The organism is Pseudomonas sp. 32A (assembly GCF_052682255.1).
This window is the reverse complement of the sequence record NZ_JBQYLY010000001.1, coordinates 396,196-414,870: the sequence shown is the minus strand read 5'-3', so window position 1 is coordinate 414,870 and position 18,675 is coordinate 396,196. Positions and strand designations below refer to the sequence as shown.

Genomic DNA, 18,675 nt, shown 5'->3' with positions numbered 1-18,675 from the left:
ACGCGATTAAAGGCAGAATACGCGCCGCTCAACCTCACCTTCGACCCCAGAGGATCGCCCATGGCAAAACCTAATTACTCCTTCGCCAAACGTCAGAGAGACTTGGCCAAAGAGCAGAAGAAAGAGGAAAAGCTGCAGCGCAAGAAAATTGCAGCCGACGAAGAAGCCGGTGCACTGAACCCGGATGCTGAAGGTACAGTGGCTACAGACGACACCGAAGCACCGAAAGACGCTGAATAGGTGATCGTTCCCACGCTCTGCGTGGGAATGCATCCTGGGGCGCTCCGCGTCCCGATTTGAGATATGTGCAGGGTGACGCAGAGCGTCACAACAGGCATTCCCACGCGGAGCGCGGGAACGATCTTGTGCATTACTCCAGCGGCATCACCGTCACCCGCACTTCCGGGTCATGGCTCCCTCCCCCCAGAATCACCCCCCGCAACGGCGAAACATCGGAAAAATCCCGGCCCCAGGCCAGGGTGATGTGTTCCAGTGCCGGCTGCACATTGTTGGTCGGGTCAAAATCCACCCAGCCCGACACCGGGCAAAACACCGACACCCACGCGTGGGACGCATCCGCGCCGATCAACCGTGGCTGGCCGGGCGGTGGCTGGGTCAGCAGGTAACCGCTGATATACCGCGCCGCCAGGCCCCGGGAGCGCAGGCACGCGAGCATCAGGTGGGCGAAGTCCTGGCACACGCCGCGCCGGCGCTCCAGCACTTCCACCAGCGGCGTGGCAACCTGGGTGGCTTCGGCATCGAAGGTGAACTCGCTGAAAATCTTTTCCATCAGCGCCTGCACACCCAGCAGCAAAGGGCGACCTGCCGGGAAACAGTCTTCGGAGAACTCGACGAAGCTTTTCTTCAGATGCACGTAGGGCGATTCGAACCGATAGCGGCAGGCCTCGATCACTTCGGCCGACAGCGGCTGGCTGCTGTAGGTCAGGCCGTTGCGGGTCTGGTCCCAGGCCGGCGACAGGCTGAAATCCAGCACCGGCCGGGCCAGAACTTCCACCGTCAGCCCGGCGTTGACCAACAGCTCATCGTGGGGCCGCTCGAACGCGAGCCGGGTGATCGGGTTACCAAACACGTCCAGCTCATCCCGGCGCGAGGTCGGTTCGGGGCTGATCTCCAGTTGCTGCGAGCTGCAGCGCTGCCAGGCGCAAGGCCGCGGCCACAGGTGCGCCAGCTGCTGGGCCAGGGACACCGGGCTGTCGTAGTGGTAATGGGTATCGTGGAAAATCTGGTAGCGGGCACTCATCACACAGACACCGTTTGCTGGCTGACATCGTCCACATGGGCAAAATGGCGCAGGGCCAGACGGTCGGAGACTTGCCCGCTTTCATCGGCCACCGCTTGCAACAGGTCGGCCAGGCCGTCCAGCGCAGCGCGCACACTGGACTCGCCGAACAGCGGATTCTCCAGGCAGCCCAGGTCAAAGCGCGCCAGGCGCTCCACCAACGGCGCCAACCCGGTTTCCCGGGGCACGCTGAAATCGTCATTCAAGCGACGCAAGGTGCGGCTCACCAGTTTCAGCTGGAACAGCACCGCGTGGGGGTTTTGCTCATCCAGCAGCAACAGGTCCAGCACCGGAATCAATTGCGGTACCGCGAGGTAGCGCGAACGATAGGTGATGCTGCTGTTGCCCAGCTCCAGCAACCATTCCAGCCCGGCCTGATCGAACACCGCCACGCCGCGCAGGAAGGCGGCCAGGCTGCTGCTGAGAAATTGCAGGCGCTCGATGCGTCGGCCCATCATCAAGAAACGCCAGCCTTCGTCGCGGGTCATGTCATCAAGGGCAAAGCCCGACAGTGCCGCGAGGGACATCACCAGGCGGTTGAGGAAATCCAGCAGTTCGCCGAAGTCCGGTTCTTCGCTTTCCAGCTCCAGGGCTTCGCGCTGCAACTCCACCAGCGCCTGCCAGTTTTCCCGGGACAACTTGCCGCGCACCTGGGACGCCGCCCACTGCAAGCGCTGCAAGTTGGCCCGCAGGCTCGACGGCCAGTCGTCACCGAGCAGCGCCGCCTGAAGCCGCTCAGGCAACTCGCCCTCCTCCGGCAACAGTCGCAGGTTCTCACCCAGTTCAACCGCCGCCTGCAGCGCCAGCGGGTCGTCTCCGTCGACATAGCGGGCGAGGACGATCCGCAGCCAGCGCGCACTGTCATCACAGCGCTCGCAATAGCGGCCAAACCAGAACAGGTTTTCCACCACCCGCGACGGCAGGTACGGATCGCGCCGCACCAGGTCATGGGCACCGATGGCCCGCTGGGCGCGCCATTGCTCGGTGCCTAGGGTGCGTTCGCCGAGCACCCAGGTGTCCTTGCTCGCACCGCCGCGCTGCATCGACACCACTTCGGCATCGGCTTCCGCTGCCACGCGGGTCAAACCACCGGGCAATACCCGGTAACCGTCGGCGCTGGCCACGGCGTACACACGCATGCCGATGGCGCGGTGTTGCAGGTGATCGTCGACGGTGTGCCAGACCGGCGCCTGAGACAACTGCGCGAGTTCCTGGGCGACGTAGGCGTAAGGCCGCGCGCGCATGCGTTCGGCCAGGGCCTCGCGCTGTTCGTCGTTCAAGTCGCGACCAAACACCGGGGTGAAACTTTGCGAAGGGAACGCTGGCTTGATCAGCAGCTCCGGCAGTTTTTCCAAGGCTTCGGCCAGCACCGGCGCCTCACCGCACCACCAGGTGGCGATGGACGGCAGGATCAGTTCTTCGCCAAACAGGAATTGATTGATCTTCGGCAAAAAGCCCAGCAGGCCGGGGGACTCCAGTACACCACTGCCCAGGGCGTTGGCCACCAGCACATTGCCTTGGCGCACAGCGTCCAACAGGCCGGGCACGCCGAGGGCCGAGTCGGTGCGCAGCTCCAGCGGGTCGCAGAAGTCGTCGTCCAGGCGGCGCATGATCGCGTGCACCCGACGCAGGCCGCTGAGGGTCTTGAGGTACACCGTGGCGTCGCGCACGGTCAGATCGCCGCCTTCCACCAGCGGGTAGCCAAGCTGGCGGGCGAGGTACAAATGCTCGAAATAGCTTTCGTTGAAACGGCCCGGGGTCAGCAGCACGATCAGCGGTGGCTGGTCGTCGCTCGGCGCCTGGCGGGCCAGGGTTTCCTGCAAGGTGCGGAAAAACCCGGTGAGGTGCTGCACCTGCAAGTCGCGGTACAGGTCCGGGAAGGCGCGGGACACGATGGTGCGGTTTTCCAGGGCGTAGCCGGCGCCGGATGGGGCCTGGGTACGGTCGGCGGTGACCCACCAGCGGCCATCCGGCGTGCGCGCCAGGTCCACGGCGTACAGGTGCAGAAACGCGCCGTCGGGCGGTTGGATGCCCTGGCACGGCCACAGGAAATTGTTGTGGCCGAATACCAGTTCTGCCGGCAGCAACCCTTCGGCGATCAAGCGTTGCGGGCCGTAGAGGTCCGCCAGTACCGCATTCAGCAGGCGTGCGCGCTGGGCGATGCCGGCGGCAAGTTGCTTCCATTCATCGGCCGCCAGCACGTGGGGCAACAGGTCCAGTTCCCAGGGGCGATCGGCGCCCTTGGGGTCGGCGTAGACGTTGTAGGTCACGCCGTTTTCCTGGATCTGCCGGGTCAGCAAGGCCTGGCGCTGGGCCAGTTGCGCCGGGGTGCTGCGTTGCAGGTGATCGAGCAGGCGCTGCCAATGGGCGCGAACCGCGCCGCTGTCGTCCAGCAGTTCGTGATAAGTGCCCGCAGTCAGCGGGTAACGGTCGAGCAAATCGGGCATGGAACGCTCGGCAGGGCAAGGGAAGTCAGTATGTGGGAGCCGGGCTTGCCCGCGATGCAGGCACCTCGGTGTATCTGGTGTACCGAGGTGATGCTATCGCAGGCAAGCCAGCTCCCACATTAGAGATTTGTCGCTTTCGGGATTATGTACATTCAATCCTCTGTCTTTTTTGCAAAGCGCCGCAAATCCAGGGTCATCGGCAATTCATCATTGATCACCACACTCGGCACCGGCAATTTCCCGGGGCTGTGTCCCAAACGGAAAAACCGCGCCATTCGCCGGCTTTCAGCTTCATTGGCATTCACCGGCAGGCTGTCGTAATTGCGACCGCCCGGGTGGGCGACATGGTACTGGCAACCACCCAGCGAACGCTGCATCCACGTGTCCAAAAGATCAAACACCAGCGGCGCATGCACCGGGATGGTCGGCTGCAAACAGTTGGCCGGCTGCCACGCGCGATAACGCACGCCAGCCACAAACTCGCCGACACGCCCGGTGGGTTGCAGCGGCACCGGGATGCCGTTGCAGGTCAGCAGGTAACGCTGGGGCGGCAGGCCGCTCAACTTGACCTGCAAGCGCTCCAGGGACGAGTCCACGTAACGCACCGTGCCGCCCACCGCGCCCTCCTCGCCCAGCACATGCCAGGGCTCCAGGGCCTGGCGCAGTTCCAGTTCGATACCGCTGACGGCATAGTCACCCACCTTGGGAAAACGGAATTCCAGGTGCGCGGCAAACCATTCAGCCCGCAGCGGATAACCGGCCGCGTTCAGCTCGACGATCACGTCGGCAAAATCCTGCTCGATAAAGTGCGGCAGCAGGAAGCGGTCGTGCAGTTCCGTGCCCCAGCGCGCCAGCTTCGGCGGCGCATAGGGTTCACGCCAGAAGCGCGCGACCAGCGCCCGCAACAGCAGTTGCTGGGTCAGGCTCATGCGCGCGTGGGGTGGCATTTCAAAGGCACGCAATTCCAGCAGGCCCAGGCGGCCGGTGGCGCCGTCCGGCGAGTAGAGCTTGTCGATGCAGAACTCGGCGCGGTGGGTGTTGCCAGTGACGTCGATCAGCAGGTTGCGCAGCAGGCGGTCCACCAACCAGGGCGGGCATTCTTCACCCACTTCGGGCATCTGCGCGAAGGCGATTTCCAACTCGTACAACGCATCGTTACGCGCTTCGTCGACCCGTGGCGCCTGGGAAGTCGGGCCGATGAACAAGCCGGAAAACAGGTAGGACAACGACGGGTGGTTATGCCAGTAGCTGATCAAACTGCGCAGCAGATCGGGACGCCGCAGGAACGGCGAATCCTTCGGCGTGGCGCCACCGAGCACAAAATGGTTGCCGCCGCCGGTGCCGGTGTGGCGGCCGTCGATCATGAATTTTTCTGTGGTGAGACGGGTTTGCCGGGCTTCCTCGTAGAGAAACTCGGTGCGCTCCACCAACTCGTCCCAGGTGGCGGACGGCTGCACGTTGACCTCGATCACGCCCGGGTCCGGTGTCACCCGGAAGTTGCTCAGGCGCGGGTCGCTCGGCGGCTCATAACCTTCCAGCAGCACCGGGCAATGCAGTTCTTCGGCAGTGGCTTCGATGGCCGCCACCAACTCCAGATAATCCTCGACCCGCTCCAGCGGCGGCATGAACAGGTACAGCCGGCCTTCCCGCGCTTCGGCACACAGGGCGGTACGGGTCAGCCAGTCGGCGGATTCGTCGATTTTCGGAATGCGGTCTTTGCTCTCGGCCGCCTCCCCGTGGCTTTGCAACTGTGAGGGGGTCGGCAGGTCGGCCAGGTCCTGGTTGGGATCGGTGGGATGCACGAACGGATAGTCCGCCGCCGTCACCCACGGCTGCGAGGCCAGTGGCAGACGATAACCCAGGGGCGAATCACCCGGCACCAGGCGGCAATGGTTGTCCCGCAGGTACCAGCGGCCGCTCTGCCAGCGGTCATTGGCCGCCGTGCGTGCCAGCGGCAGCACCTGGCCGATGACTTTATCCAGGCCCTGGCTGAAGACTTTGCGCAGGCGTTCGCGCTCAAGCTTGTCCTCCAGGCGTGGATCTTCGGCGCTGACGTTTTGCGGCAAGGCGCCTTCGCGCCACAGGTAATAGAAATTGTCTTCGTAGGCCGGGAATACAAACTGCGCAGGCAGTTTCAGGCGTTCGGCGACGCTGGCCAGAAAACGCCCGGCCATCACGCCGTCGGCGCCATAGCTTTGCTGCTCATCGGCGATCAGCGCGCTGTTGTGCCAGATCGGCACGCCGTCGCGGCGCCAGTAGCAGTTGAGGGACCAGCGCGGCAGTTGCTCGCCGGGGTACCACTTGCCCTGGCCAAAATGCACCAGGCCCTTGGGCGCGTAGTGCTTGCGCATGCGCTGGAACAGCTCGGCAGACAGGCGGCGTTTGTCCGGGCCCAAAGCGGCGGTGTTCCATTCCGCACCGTCGGGGTCGTCAATGGAAACGAAGGTGGGTTCGCCGCCCATGGTCAGGCGCACGTCGTCCTTGAGCAGGTCACCGTCGATCTGCCGGCCCAGGGCCTGGATCGCCAGCCACTGCTCTTCGGTGTAGGGCTTGGTAACCCGCGGGGCCTCCCAAATGCGCTCCACGGACATCTCGTGGGTAAATTCGCACTCGCAGGGTTCCACCAGGCCACTGATGGGCGCTGCTGAGGATGGATCAGGACTACAAGCCAACGGGATATGCCCTTCACCGGCGAACAAGCCGGAGGTGGCATCTAGACCGATCCAACCGGCGCCGGGCAAATACACTTCGCACCAGGCATGCAGGTCGGTGAAATCCACTTCGGTGCCGGACGGGCCGTCGAGGGCTTTGACGTCGGCGGTCAGCTGGATCAGATAACCGGACACAAACCGCGCCGCCAACCCGAGATTGCGCAGCAGTTGCACCAGCAACCACGCTGAATCCCGGCAGGAACCGGAGGCGTTTTCGAGGGTGAACTCCGGGGTCTGTACGCCCGGTTCCATGCGGATCAGGTAGCCGATGTCGGCCGCCAGACGCTGGTTGAGGCCCACCAGGAAATCCACCGCCGGCAACGGCGTGCGGTCGATACCCGCCAGATACGCGGCGAATCGCGGGGTCAGCGGCAATGTTTCCAGGTACGGCGCCAGCTCGCGCTGCTCATCGGCGGCGTAGCTGAACGGGATTTTTTCGGCGTAGGGCTCCAGGAAAAAGTCGAACGGGTTGAACACCGCCATCTCGGCGACCAGGTCGACTTCAATGCGCAACTCGTCAGTTTTTTCCGGGAACACCAGACGCGCCAGGTAATTGCCCTGGGGGTCTTGCTGCCAATTGATGAAGTGCTGTTCCGGCAACACCTTCAACGCGTAGGAAAGAATCCGCGTGCGGCTATGGGCCGCCGGACGCAGGCGAACAATCTGTGGGCCGAGTTCGACCGCGCGGTCGTAGCGGTAATGCGTAACGTGGTGCAACGCGACATGAATCGACACGGCGGCCTCCTGCGAGCCAGGGCATGAAAACAAAGCGCGCAAGACTTATGCCAGAGCAGCAGTCATTGCGCTTTATCGTGGGACCCGGTGCAGTACAGCACCAAAACGGCGCGATGGCTGCCGTCGTGGTGCGAGGGTTGCACATATTTGTGGCGGGAGTGTGAGGGTGGGTGGTGAATCTACCCAGTCAACGGGCTTTGTGCTTGGCGATCACGGCTTCGCGCAGGTGGCGCACTTCGAGCAGTTTCTGGCGCATTTCGCGGTGGCGGTTACTGTTGAGCAGCAATAACCCCAACAACGGGAAGAGGACAGCCGAGCCATAGACCAGCACGTGAGAGGTGTATTGAATCATCGGCAATACGAACAGCAGGCAACATCCCAGGTAACCCGCCATCAAGCCGGTGGCCCACGAGCGTCCGCGCGCGATCATTACGTTGCCAAACACTATCACCGTGACCAACACCAGAATGGCAATCCCGGAGTAGCTGGATTTGAGCCCCGGATCAACGCCACGTAAATAAGTCACGCCCGCCAGGGATACAGCAGACGCCCCGGAAAAGATCGCCATGAAGATCGTGCCCATGAACACCGGGAAATAGCGTGCGAGAAAACTGCTCATGTCGGGAAAACCGTTCATTCCGTCAGGTCCTCGTACAAGCCAATTGCAAGGGTGCTGGCGGCGCCAACATTACCGGTACGGTAACTGCCGGTGAGGCCTAATATGCCACCCAGCGCATCTTTCATTTGGGTCAGGGTTGCGTGGCGAATTTCGGTGGAGCTGAAACTCTTCGTCAGCTTACCTGTGCGCTGCTGCAACTTGAGCAACTTGGGCGTCAGGCTGGGATCCCTCAGGCTTAGCAGTTCCTTGGTCAACTTCTTGCGTTCCTGGCGGCTCAAGCCCTTGAGCAGTTCGTACCAACTCTTGCCCAACGCGGCGGCCTTGTTGGCCTTGAGCAATCTCACCGTCGTCAGAGCGCCGGTGCCGATACCCACCAAAGAAGCGGCATCAAGGACTGGGGAAACAGCGCCGTACCATTCGGCGTCATCCATACGGTCATTGGCATCGGGGTCAAGGATTTCGTTGTAGGTACGCGCTACGCCAAACCCACATTGCGCGCTGCTGGCCAGCGCCGCCGTAACACCAATGCCGACCACAAAGGCACTGGCACCCGCCGTAAACGGTACGGCAACACTGCCGCTGAAGACAACGATCCAGCCGATCACTGCAGCGGAGCATGACAACCCCATATCGAACGTCTCGCTCATGAGGCGCCCTTCCCGAGGGTTGGTCTTCACCTGCTCCACAAACTGTGCGGGGGCTATGTATTTTTGCGCCTCACGCAAAATGATGCGCTTGGGCCTGATGCTGCAAATCGGTTTGAATTCGCGCAGGGTGACGACATTGAAGTCAGCATCGATATACACCACGCCCGCCCCCACAATGCCGGGGTCGGCGTCGATGGCAGCAAACAGGCGTGGCAGGTTGATCTGGCTTTCGATGCGCTGGCGGGCCATGAACTGGGAGCGGTTGGAGTCCATGCCGATGCCAAGCAGGGGGCTGCTCATGGGGGTGTTCTTCCTTGAAATGGGTGGTGTCTGAACTGGCGCTTTCGCGAGCAAGCCCGCTCCCACATTCGACCGCATTCTCATGCTGAAACCCGGTCAAGTGTGGGAGCTGGCTTGCCTGCGATGGCGCTCGAATGGGCGCCACCTTAGCAAACAGGCTACCCACCCGCTAGAAAGCAAAACGCCAGCACGAGGCTGGCGTTTTGCGTTTCAGGCTGCGATCAACGCGGCACGACCGGCTTGCGGGCTGGCTTCTTGCCTTTGCCCTTGGCGGCGTCGGTGCGCTCCTTGGCGGCCTGCTTGTTGCGCGCCATGGCCGCGGCCTTGGCTTGCTCACGCTTGTCCCACGGGTTGCTGCCGTCACTGCCACGGGGCGGCAAGCCGGTATGCTGGGTGAGGATCCTGGTGGTGGTTTCCTTCGCAACCTTGTGGCTGCCAGCCGGCGTCGAGTTCTTGCGACGAGCGCTCTGGTAGCTGTCGGTGGACGGCTGATGCAACGGGATCAGTTGCTCCTTGCCCGGCCCGATCAGGTCGGCACGGCCCATTCGGGTCAAGGCTTCACGCAGCATCGGCCAGCCTTTGGGGTCGTGGTAGCGCAGGAAGGCCTTGTGCAGACGGCGCTGTTCTTCGCTCTTGACGATGGTCACCGCGTCGCTCTTGTAGGTGACCTTGCGCAGCGGGTTCTTGCCCGAGTGGTACATCGCCGTGGCGGTGGCCATTGGCGACGGGTAGAACGCCTGCACCTGGTCGGCGCGGAAGCCATTGCCCTTGAGCCACAGAGCCAGGTTCATCATGTCTTCATCGGTGGTGCCCGGGTGGGCGGCGATGAAGTAAGGAATCAGGTACTGCTCCTTGCCCGCTTCCTTGGTGTACTTCTCGAACATGCGCTTGAACTTGTCATAGCTGCCGATGCCCGGTTTCATCATCTGGTTGAGCGGACCTTCCTCGGTGTGTTCCGGGGCGATCTTCAGGTAGCCACCAACGTGGTGGGTCACCAGCTCTTTCACGTATTCCGGCGACTCGACCGCGAGGTCGTAGCGCAGGCCGGAAGCGATCAGGATCTTCTTCACACCCGGCAACGCACGGGCGCTGCGGTACAGCTGGATCAACGACGAGTGGTCAGTGTTCAGGTTCGGGCAGATGCCCGGGAACACGCAGGACGGCTTGCGGCACGCGGATTCGATTTCCGGGCTCTTGCAGGCGATGCGGTACATGTTCGCGGTCGGGCCGCCGAGGTCGGAGATGACGCCGGTGAAGCCTGGAACCTTGTCGCGGATCTCTTCGATTTCGCGAATGATCGACTCTTCGGAACGGTTCTGGATGATCCGGCCTTCGTGCTCGGTGATCGAGCAGAAGGTGCAGCCGCCGAAGCAGCCACGCATGATGTTCACCGAGAAGCGGATCATGTCGTAGGCCGGGATCTTTTCCTTGCCGTACGCCGGGTGTGGAACACGGGCGTAAGGCATGCCGAACACGTAGTCCATTTCTTCGGTGGTCATGGGAATGGGCGGCGGATTGAACCACACGTCCACTTCGCCGTGCTTCTGTACCAGGGCGCGGGCGTTGCCCGGGTTGGTTTCCAGGTGGAGCACGCGGTTGGCGTGGGCATACAGCACCGAGTCGCCACGGACTTTTTCCACGGACGGCAGACGAATGACCGTCTTGTCACGGGTCATGCGCGGGCTGGCCAGGATCTGTACGACCTTGGCCTCTTCCGGGTCTTCAACCGGGCCCTTTTCCTGCTCGATGGCGCAGGCCTGGGTGTCCTGGGTGTTCACGTACGGGTTGATGATCTTGTCGATCTTGCCCGGACGGTCGATACGAGTGGAGTCCACCTCGTACCAGCCTTCAGGCGTGTCACGGCGAATGAACGCAGTGCCGCGCACGTCGGTGATGTCTTCGATCTTGTGGCCCCACGACAGGCGCTGGGCAACTTCGACAATGGCCCGCTCGGCGTTGCCGTACAGCAGGATATCGGCGCAGGCGTCGATCAGGATCGAGTTGCGTACACGGTCCTGCCAGTAGTCGTAGTGGGCGATGCGGCGCAGGGACGCTTCGATGCCGCCGAGCACGATCGGCACGTGCTTGTAGGCTTCCTTGCAGCGCTGGCTGTAGACCAGGCTCGCGCGGTCCGGACGTTTGCCGGCCATGCCACCGGGGGTGTAGGCGTCATCGGAACGGATTTTCTTGTCGGCGGTGTAGCGGTTGATCATCGAGTCCATGTTGCCGGCCGCGACGCCGAAGAACAGGTTCGGCTCGCCGAGCTTCATGAAGTCGTCTTTGGACTGCCAGTTGGGCTGGGCAATGATCCCGACGCGGAAGCCCTGGGACTCCAGCAGCCGGCCGATGATTGCCATGCCGAACGACGGATGGTCCACGTACGCATCACCGGTGACGATGATGATGTCGCATGAATCCCAGCCAAGCTGATCCATCTCCTCCCTGCTCATCGGCAGGAATGGCGCAGGACCGAAACATTCGGCCCAGTACTTGGGATAGTCAAATAACGGCTTGGCTGTTTGCATGACGGTGACCGGTGTTGAGATGAAAAATCGCGGGCGCGGAATATAGCACAAATTTTGACCAATTCCGACCTTTGCAGTCGGAATTGGCGGGACGGCTTTTTACTCGTCTTCGAAGTTGTAGCTGCCCGGCGCCAGGTTTTCGAAGCGGGTGTATTTGCCGATAAAGGCCAGGCGCGTGGTGCCGATTGGCCCGTTACGCTGTTTACCGATGATGATTTCGGCGATGCCTTTATGCTCGGTTTCCGGGTGATACACCTCGTCCCGGTATACGAACATGATCACGTCAGCATCCTGCTCGATCGCGCCGGATTCCCGCAAGTCGGAGTTGATCGGGCGTTTGTTCGGGCGTTGCTCCAGGGACCGGTTGAGCTGCGACAGGGCAACCACCGGGCAGTTGAATTCCTTGGCCAGGGCTTTCAACGAGCGGGAAATCTCGGAAATCTCGTTGGTCCGGCTATCACCGCTGGAGCCCGGGATCTGCATCAGCTGCAGGTAGTCGATCATGATCAGGGCGATGTCGCCATGCTCACGCACCAGGCGTCGGGTACGCGCGCGCATTTCCGACGGACTGATGCCCGCGGTGTCATCGATAAACAGCTTGCGGTCGTTGAGCAGATTGACCGCCGAGGTCAGGCGCGGCCAGTCGTCGTCTTCCAGGCGGCCGGCACGCACCTTGGTCTGGTCGATGCGGCCCAGGGACGACAACATACGCATGATCAGCGATTCACCTGGCATCTCCAGGGAGTACACCAGGACAGCCTTGTCGCTGCGCAACACGGCGTTTTCCACCAGGTTCATGGCGAAGGTGGTTTTACCCATGGACGGACGGCCGGCGACGATGATCAAGTCGGCAGGCTGCAGGCCGCTGGTCATGCCGTCGAGGTCGGTGTAGCCGGTGGACAGGCCGGTGATGGCGTTGTCGGTGTTGAACAGGGTATCGATACGGTCGATAGCCTTGGTCAGCAGGTCGTTGACGCTGACCGGGCCGCCGGTTTTCGGACGGGCTTCGGCGATCTGGAAGATCTGCCGCTCGGCTTCGTCGAGGATTTCTTCAGCGGTACGGCCTTCCGGGTTGAAGGCACTGTCGGCGATCTCGGTGGCGATACCGATCAGCTGGCGCAACGTGGCCCGCGCACGGACGATCTGCGCATAGGCCTTGATGTTGGCGACCGATGGCGTGTTTTTCGCCAGCTCGCCCAGGTAACCCAGTCCGCCCACTTGGGACGTCTGGCCTTCCTTGTCCAATTGCTCGGCCAGGGTCACCACGTCGATCGGTGAGTTCTGGTCGGCCAGCTTGGCAATGGCGCGGAAGATCAGGCGGTGGTCATGACGGTAGAAATCGCCGTCCGAGACTTGATCCAGCACGCGTTCCCAGGCGTTGTTGTCCAGCATCAAGCCACCGAGCACGGCCTGCTCGGCCTCGATGGAATGCGGCGGCACCTTCAGGGCAGCAGTTTGCAGATCATATTGCTCAGGAGCGGAGATATCGTTCATGGCCACTTGGAATAGTTGGAGAATCAGGAGCTACAGAAAAACAAAAGGCACGACCTGTGAACAGGATCGTGCCCGATGTTAACTGCCTGGCACGCGAGGTGCCAGTCAGTTAGGTGCTGCTTAAGCTGCTACCACAACAACGCGTACGGTTGCTTCGACTTCAGCGTGCAGGTGCACGGCTACATCGAATTCGCCAACGTTGCGGATGGTGCCGTTCGGCAGACGAACTTCGCTCTTCTGCACTTCAACGCCGGAGGCGGTCAGTGCATCAGCGATGTCGTGGGTGCCGATCGAACCGAACAGCTTGCCTTCGTCACCGGCGGTGGCAGTGATAGTCACTTCCAGCTCAGCCAGTTGGGCAGCGCGAGTTTCGGCCGAAGCTTTTTTGTCTGCTGCTGCTTTTTCCAGCTCAGCACGACGCTCTTCAAACGCAGCCAGGTTGGCAGCGGTTGCAGCGGTGGCTTTGCCGTATGGCAGCAGGTAGTTACGACCGTAGCCGGCCTTAACGTTCACTTTGTCGCCCAGGTTGCCCAGGTTGGCGACTTTTTCCAGAAGGATCAGTTGCATGTGAAAATCCTCTAACTTTTAACCTTCACCGTTCGCGTTATCGGCGTCTTTCGGCGCCAGACGACCGCGAAAATCAATCAGGCCGTCGACAATGGCCAAGACCACGAGTAACGGATAGATCAGCTGCATGAACAGCAACAGCGTCACGTACAACCCCACCAGCCAGAATCTGCCCAGTCGCTTTTGCGCCACCAGCCCATGAATCAGGGATAGCCCGGCGAATACCAGCGGTACGCTGCACAACGGCACCAACAGCGCCAGGCCAAACGTCGGCCCGACCACCATGAACGCCAGCAGCAACATCGCCGGTCCAGCGGGGATTCTGATACTGCGAAACTCGCGACCAAAACCACCCGGGTTATACAACAACGCCTGCCAGTAACGCCCAAGAATCAGGCTCAGCACGCTGACGATCTGCAACAGTGCCGCTATCAGGCCGGTCAGCATCGGTGCAACCACTGACGCAAAGCGCGCTCGCCCCTCTACCGATAACTGCTGGTAGAGATCCCCGAGGGCCAGCGGCAGGATCTTTATGATCTCCTGCGCCAGCGCCTCGATTTGCGGGCGGAAAGCCGCGCCAAGCGCCAGTGAATACACCAACCCCAATGCCACGCTGACCAGCAGCGTACGGACCCAGGACTCACTTGCGCGTAAAACCAACGCAAGGGCCGATGAACCGAGCAGTACCAGAAGTACCCGTGGATCATCGAATTTCAACCACCAGACCAAGGCCGGCAGTATTCCCAGGGCAAGAACGCCAAGGGCGTCCTTCAAACCGCGCCGCAGGAGCACGAGGCAACCTGCAGCAGCACCCAACCAATACAACAGCGGCAACGCTGCACATCCAGCCACTACCAGAGTGGCCTGCACACGACCGCGCATGATGAACTCAGCTAAGGCGCGCATGCATTCAATCCCTTACTACTTGTCGACTGCCCGGTCTCAGCGGCCGTGGCTGTCGGTGTAGGCCAGCAGGGCCAGGAAGCGGGCGCGCTTGATAGCGGTGGCCAGCTGACGCTGATAACGAGCTTTGGTACCGGTGATGCGGCTTGGAACAATTTTGCCGGTCTCGGATACGTAGGCTTTCAGAGTGTTGAGATCTTTGTAATCGATCTCCTTCACGTCTTCAGCGGTGAAGCGGCAGAATTTACGACGACGGAAGAAACGTGCCATTTGATAGGCTCCTTAAAAGGTCCGTGGATTACTCGTCAGCGTTATCGCTGTTGTCGCTGTCATCACTATCAGCGCTTTCAGCGCCTTCGTGCTCAGGACGGTCGCGACGCTCACGGCGCTCACTGCGGTTTTCTTCAGCCTTGAGCATCTCGGATTGGCCGGTAACGGCTTCTTCGCGACGGATGACCAGGTTACGGATCACTGCATCGTTGTAGCGGAAGTTGTCTTCCAGCTCGGCCAGGGCCTTGCCAGTGCACTCAACGTTCAGCATCACGTAGTGAGCCTTGTGAACATTGTTGATTGCGTAGGCCAGTTGACGACGGCCCCAATCTTCCAGACGGTGGATTTTGCCGCCGTCTTCTTCGATCAGCTTGGTGTAACGCTCTACCATGCCGCCGACTTGCTCGCTTTGATCCGGGTGGACCAAAAAGATGATTTCGTAATGACGCATGAATGCTCCTTACGGGTTGTAGCCTGCCGCTCAAAAACGGTCAGACAAGGAGTGAATGACACTTATGGATCTTGCCGAAGGGAGGCACATGCGTGCCTGCCATGAAGGCAAGGGGCGCAATTGTAGAGAAGGGGGAGAAAGGGCGCAAGGTGATTGGTGATTATTTGAACAACGCAGAATCAAGGCAAACACAAAACAAATGTGGGAGCTGGCTTGCCTGCGATGACAATGGCACAGACAACATCTCTGCTGACTGACACACCGTCATCGCGGGCAAGCCCGACTCCCACAGGGTCTTGCGTCGCTCTTAAGCCTTATTTCTTGGCTTTAGCCTTGGCGCCACGCTGGCGCTGGGCTTCGAACAGGCAGACGCCCGTTGCGACTGAAACGTTGAGGCTGCTGACGCTACCGGCCATCGGCAGGTGCACCAGGTAGTCGCAATGCTCGCGGGTCAGGCGGCGCATGCCCTTGCCTTCGGCTCCCATGATCAGGATGGTCGGGCCGGTGAGGTCCTGGTCATAAATGCTGACCTCAGCCTCCCCCGCCGTACCCACAACCCACAGGCCGCGCTGCTGGAGTTTCTCCAGGGTACGCGCCAGGTTGGTCACGGCCACCAGCGGAATCACTTCCGCCGCACCGCAGGCGACTTTACGCACGACAGGCGTCAAGGTTGCCGACTTGTCTTTGGGCACAATCACCGCCAACGCACCGGCAGCATCCGCCGAACGCAGGCAGGCGCCGAGGTTGTGCGGATCGGTCACGCCGTCGAGCACCAGCAACAGCGGCGCGCCTTCGGTGCGATCGAGCAGCTCGTCGAGCATCGCTTCGCCCCAGACCTGGCTCGGGCTTACGTCCGCCACCACGCCTTGGTGAACGCCTTCGACCCAGACGTCCATCTCACGACGCTCGGCCTGGCCGATGGCAACCTTGTTCTGATTGGCCAGTTCGACCAGCGCTTGAACACGCGGCTCACTGCGGCCTTCTGCCAACCACACCTGCTTGACGCGTTTCGGGTGGTGACGCAGCAATGCTTCTACGGCGTGTACGCCGTAGATTTTTTCCAGACTCATGACTTGGCCTTAGGTTTGCGCGACCCGCTGCTTTTCGCAGGGGCCGAACCCGCTTTTGGCGGGCCTTTACGGTGTTTACTCGGCTTGCTCGACGGTTTTTCCGCCTCGCGGGACTTTCCCCCAGACGCCGCTTTACCACCGCTTTTGGCTTCGTTGAGCAACTGCTGCTTTAATTCGCGGCTCTTGCGCAGCTCGGCGTTTTTCGCCGCAGCATCGCTTGGGCGGTAGGCTTCGGGGGCCTTGTCCTTGGCAGACGAACGACGAGCAGGCTTGGCTGGCGCAGGCTCGGCGACCGCTGCTTTCGCAGGAGTACCTTTGCCTTTGCTGGCCGGCGCAGTCGTTTCGCCGCCACGTTTTTTACGGCCAGTCGGCTCGGCTGGCTTGTCGGGCATGCCGAAGTCAATCTTGCGCTCGTCGAGGTCGACGCGCATGACCTGCACTTCCACGGTGTCACCCAGACGGAAGCTGCGACCGGTGCGCTCGCCCGCCAGGCGGTGATGCACAGGGTCGAAGTGGTAGTAGTCACCCGGCAAGGCGGTGACGTGCACCAGACCCTCGACGTAGATATCGGTCAACTCGACGAACAGGCCAAAGCCGGTCACGGCGGTGATCACACCCGGGAACGACTCGCCCACGCGGTCTTTCATGAACTCGCACTTGAGCCAGTTCACTACGTCGCGGGTCGCTTCGTCGGCACGGCGCTCGCTCATGGAGCACTGCTCGCCCAGCTGTTCCAGGGCCGCTTCGTCGTACGGATAGATCCGTGCCTTCGGAATGGTCATGGCACCGGCGCGCTTGACGTGCGGGGTGTTCTGCTTGGAATGGATCACGCTGCGGATCGCCCGGTGCGTGAGCAAGTCCGGGTAACGGCGAATCGGCGAGGTGAAGTGGGTGTACGCCTCGTAATTCAGGCCGAAGTGGCCCTGGTTATCAGCGCTGTACACCGCCTGGCTCAGGGAGCGCAGCATGACGGTCTGGATCACGTGGTAATCCGGACGGTCCTTGATGCTCGCAAGCAGAGCCTGGTAGTCCTTCGGCGTCGGGCCGTCCTTGCCTTTGTGCAGGGACAGGCCGAGTTCACCGAGGAACGCGCGCAACTTCTCCAGACGCTCCGGCGGCGGGCCGTCGTGCACCCGGTACAACGCAGGAATCTCGTGCTTTTTCAGGAATTCTGCAGTGGCCACGTTGGCCGCCAGCATGCATTCCTCGATCAGCTTGTGAGCATCATTACGAGTGGTCGGGGTGATCGCGGCGATCTTGCGCTCGGAACCGAAGACAATCCGGGTTTCCTGAGTTTCAAAGTCGATCGCGCCACGCACGTGACGAGCGCCCAGCAGCACTTTGTACAGCGCATAGAGCTGCTTGAGGTGCGGCACGACATGGCCGTACTCACCGCGCAAGGCTTTGGCTTCGCTGGTTTTCGGCTGTTCCAGGATGGTGCTGACCTTGTTGTAGGTCAGTCGAGCCTGGGAGTGGATCACCGCTTCATAGAACTGGTAGTCGGTCATTTCGCCGGTTTTCGAGATGGTCATCTCGCACACCATGGCCAAACGGTCGACTTTCGGGTTCAGGGAGCACAGGCCATTGGACAACTGCTCAGGCAGCATCGGGATAACGCGCTCGGGGAAGTACACCGAGTTGCCGCGCACCTGGGCTTCGTTGTCCAGGGCCGAACCGATCTTCACGTAGCTGGACACGTCGGCAATCGCGACGAACAACTTCCAGCCGCCCGAGAACAGGCGCAGCTTGCCAGGCTTGGCTTCGCAGTAGACCGCATCGTCGAAGTCGCGAGCATCTTCGCCGTCAATGGTGACGAACGGCAGATGACGCAGGTCGATGCGCTTCTCTTTGTCTTTTTCTTCAACTTCCGGCTTGAGCTTGGCGGCTTCTTTGAGCACAGCCTCAGGCCACACGTGAGGGATATCGTAGGTGCGCAGCGCAACATCGATTTCCATGCCCGGCGCCATGTAGTTGCCGACCACTTCGACGATATCGCCCTGTGGCTGGAAGCGCGCAGTTGGCCAGTGGGTGATTTTCACCTCGACGAACTGGCCGACCTTGGCAGCGCCATTGCGGCCCGGGGTGATCAGCACTTCCTGCTGGACCTTCGGGTTATCCGGCACGACAAAACCGATGCCGCCTTCTTCGAAGTAGCGACCAACGATGGACTCGTGGGCACGGGACACCACTTCGACGATCACGCCTTCGCGGCGACCGCGACGGTCGAGGCCGGAAACGCGCGCCAGGGCACGGTCGCCATCGAACACCAGGCGCATTTGCGCCGGGCTCATGAACAGGTCGTCGCTGCCGTCGTCCGGGATCAGAAAGCCAACCGTCACGGTGGCCGGCAATGCGACCGAGGATCAGGTCGAGCTTGTCCACCGGCGCATAGGTGCCTCGGCGGGTGTAGATCAACTGGGCATCGCGCTCCATGGCGCGCAGGCGGCGACGCAGGGCTTCGAGTTGGTCTTCGGTGGTCAGACCGAATTCTTCAACCAGCTGCTCGCGGCTAGCAGGCGAACCCCGATCGGCGAGATGCGCCAGGATCAGTTCGCGGCTAGGAATAGGGTTTTCATATTTTTCCGCTTCACGAGCGGCCTCGGGATCGAGGGACTGCCAATCGGCCATTAGAGAGT

13 protein-coding genes and 1 pseudogene are annotated in these 18,675 nt (G+C 61.6%); 1 reads left to right on the top strand and 13 read right to left on the bottom strand.

What is annotated here, in order from left to right; genetic code table 11:
- The first annotated feature begins 60 nt into the window (after positions 1 to 60).
- Positions 61 to 240: a hypothetical protein gene (locus ACUN0G_RS01820; protein WP_017478355.1), complete on the top strand. Its 180-nt coding sequence runs from the start codon at positions 61 to 63 to the stop codon at positions 238 to 240.
- A 130-nt stretch (positions 241 to 370) separates the two neighbouring features.
- On the opposite strand, the gene ACUN0G_RS01815 is transcribed toward ACUN0G_RS01820, so the two are convergent.
- From ACUN0G_RS01815 to rnr, 13 genes and pseudogenes are all read right to left on the bottom strand, one after another.
- Entirely contained in the window at positions 371 to 1,261 is an 891-nt protein-coding gene (locus ACUN0G_RS01815) for a transglutaminase family protein (RefSeq protein ID WP_017478354.1), read from the bottom strand.
- Positions 1,261 to 3,747: a circularly permuted type 2 ATP-grasp protein gene (locus tag ACUN0G_RS01810; RefSeq protein WP_421551955.1), complete on the bottom strand. Its 2,487-nt coding sequence runs from the start codon at positions 3,745 to 3,747 to the stop codon at positions 1,261 to 1,263. The genes ACUN0G_RS01815 and ACUN0G_RS01810 overlap by 1 nt, the downstream gene beginning before the upstream one ends.
- A 152-nt stretch (positions 3,748 to 3,899) precedes the next feature.
- Positions 3,900 to 7,193 (bottom strand): transglutaminase family protein, encoded by a 3,294-nt coding sequence (locus tag ACUN0G_RS01805; RefSeq protein WP_445572566.1) that lies wholly within the window; start codon positions 7,191 to 7,193, stop codon positions 3,900 to 3,902.
- A 187-nt stretch (positions 7,194 to 7,380) separates the two neighbouring features.
- Complete coding sequence (locus ACUN0G_RS01800; RefSeq protein ID WP_445572565.1) at positions 7,381 to 7,830, bottom strand: hypothetical protein; 450 nt, start codon at positions 7,828 to 7,830, stop codon at positions 7,381 to 7,383.
- Positions 7,827 to 8,759, bottom strand: coding sequence for an NAD synthetase (locus ACUN0G_RS01795; protein WP_445572564.1), 933 nt, complete (start codon positions 8,757 to 8,759; stop codon positions 7,827 to 7,829). The genes ACUN0G_RS01800 and ACUN0G_RS01795 overlap by 4 nt, the downstream gene beginning before the upstream one ends.
- A 221-nt stretch (positions 8,760 to 8,980) precedes the next feature.
- Entirely contained in the window at positions 8,981 to 11,284 is a 2,304-nt protein-coding gene (locus ACUN0G_RS01790) for a YgiQ family radical SAM protein (RefSeq protein ID WP_008439091.1), read from the bottom strand.
- 99 nt (positions 11,285 to 11,383) lie between these two features.
- Complete coding sequence (gene dnaB / locus ACUN0G_RS01785) at positions 11,384 to 12,778, bottom strand: replicative DNA helicase (RefSeq protein WP_003217484.1); 1,395 nt, start codon at positions 12,776 to 12,778, stop codon at positions 11,384 to 11,386.
- A gap of 120 nt (positions 12,779 to 12,898) precedes the next feature.
- The gene (gene rplI, locus ACUN0G_RS01780) at positions 12,899 to 13,345 is read right to left on the bottom strand and encodes a 50S ribosomal protein L9 (protein ID WP_003171376.1); all 447 of its coding nucleotides are present in this window, start codon (positions 13,343 to 13,345) and stop codon (positions 12,899 to 12,901) included.
- 18 nt (positions 13,346 to 13,363) lie between these two features.
- On the bottom strand, positions 13,364 to 14,251 hold the full coding sequence (locus ACUN0G_RS01775; RefSeq protein ID WP_445572563.1) for a hypothetical protein: 888 nt from the start codon (positions 14,249 to 14,251) through the stop codon (positions 13,364 to 13,366).
- A 36-nt stretch (positions 14,252 to 14,287) separates the two neighbouring features.
- Entirely contained in the window at positions 14,288 to 14,518 is a 231-nt protein-coding gene (gene rpsR / locus ACUN0G_RS01770) for a 30S ribosomal protein S18 (RefSeq protein WP_002551829.1), read from the bottom strand.
- 28 nt (positions 14,519 to 14,546) lie between these two features.
- Positions 14,547 to 14,969 (bottom strand): 30S ribosomal protein S6, encoded by a 423-nt coding sequence (gene rpsF / locus ACUN0G_RS01765; RefSeq protein ID WP_003217491.1) that lies wholly within the window; start codon positions 14,967 to 14,969, stop codon positions 14,547 to 14,549.
- Between the two features lie 314 nt (positions 14,970 to 15,283).
- Positions 15,284 to 16,039, bottom strand: a complete 756-nt coding sequence (gene rlmB, locus ACUN0G_RS01760; RefSeq protein WP_003217493.1) for a 23S rRNA (guanosine(2251)-2'-O)-methyltransferase RlmB — start codon at positions 16,037 to 16,039, stop codon at positions 15,284 to 15,286.
- A pseudogene (rnr, locus tag ACUN0G_RS01755) lies at positions 16,036 to 18,667 on the bottom strand (ribonuclease R). The gene rlmB and the pseudogene rnr overlap by 4 nt, the downstream one beginning before the upstream one ends.
- Positions 18,668 to 18,675 lie beyond the last annotated feature (8 nt).

Bases quoted from the DNA above. Each gene is read 5' to 3' on its own strand.
- ACUN0G_RS01820 (WP_017478355.1), top strand. From the start codon at position 61: ATGGCAAAACCTAATTACTCCTTCGCCAAACGTCAGAGAGACTTGGCC.
- ACUN0G_RS01815 (WP_017478354.1), bottom strand. From the start codon at position 1,261: ATGAGTGCCCGCTACCAGATTTTCCACGATACCCATTACCACTACGAC.
- ACUN0G_RS01810 (WP_421551955.1), bottom strand. From the start codon at position 3,747: ATGCCCGATTTGCTCGACCGTTACCCGCTGACTGCGGGCACTTATCAC.
- ACUN0G_RS01800 (WP_445572565.1), bottom strand. From the start codon at position 7,830: ATGAACGGTTTTCCCGACATGAGCAGTTTTCTCGCACGCTATTTCCCG.
- ACUN0G_RS01795 (WP_445572564.1), bottom strand. From the start codon at position 8,759: ATGAGCAGCCCCCTGCTTGGCATCGGCATGGACTCCAACCGCTCCCAG.
- ACUN0G_RS01790 (WP_008439091.1), bottom strand. From the start codon at position 11,284: ATGCAAACAGCCAAGCCGTTATTTGACTATCCCAAGTACTGGGCCGAA.
- dnaB (WP_003217484.1), bottom strand. From the start codon at position 12,778: ATGAACGATATCTCCGCTCCTGAGCAATATGATCTGCAAACTGCTGCC.
- rplI (WP_003171376.1), bottom strand. From the start codon at position 13,345: ATGCAACTGATCCTTCTGGAAAAAGTCGCCAACCTGGGCAACCTGGGC.
- ACUN0G_RS01775 (WP_445572563.1), bottom strand. From the start codon at position 14,251: ATGCGCGCCTTAGCTGAGTTCATCATGCGCGGTCGTGTGCAGGCCACT.
- rpsR (WP_002551829.1), bottom strand. From the start codon at position 14,518: ATGGCACGTTTCTTCCGTCGTCGTAAATTCTGCCGCTTCACCGCTGAA.
- rpsF (WP_003217491.1), bottom strand. From the start codon at position 14,969: ATGCGTCATTACGAAATCATCTTTTTGGTCCACCCGGATCAAAGCGAG.
- rlmB (WP_003217493.1), bottom strand. From the start codon at position 16,039: ATGAGTCTGGAAAAAATCTACGGCGTACACGCCGTAGAAGCATTGCTG.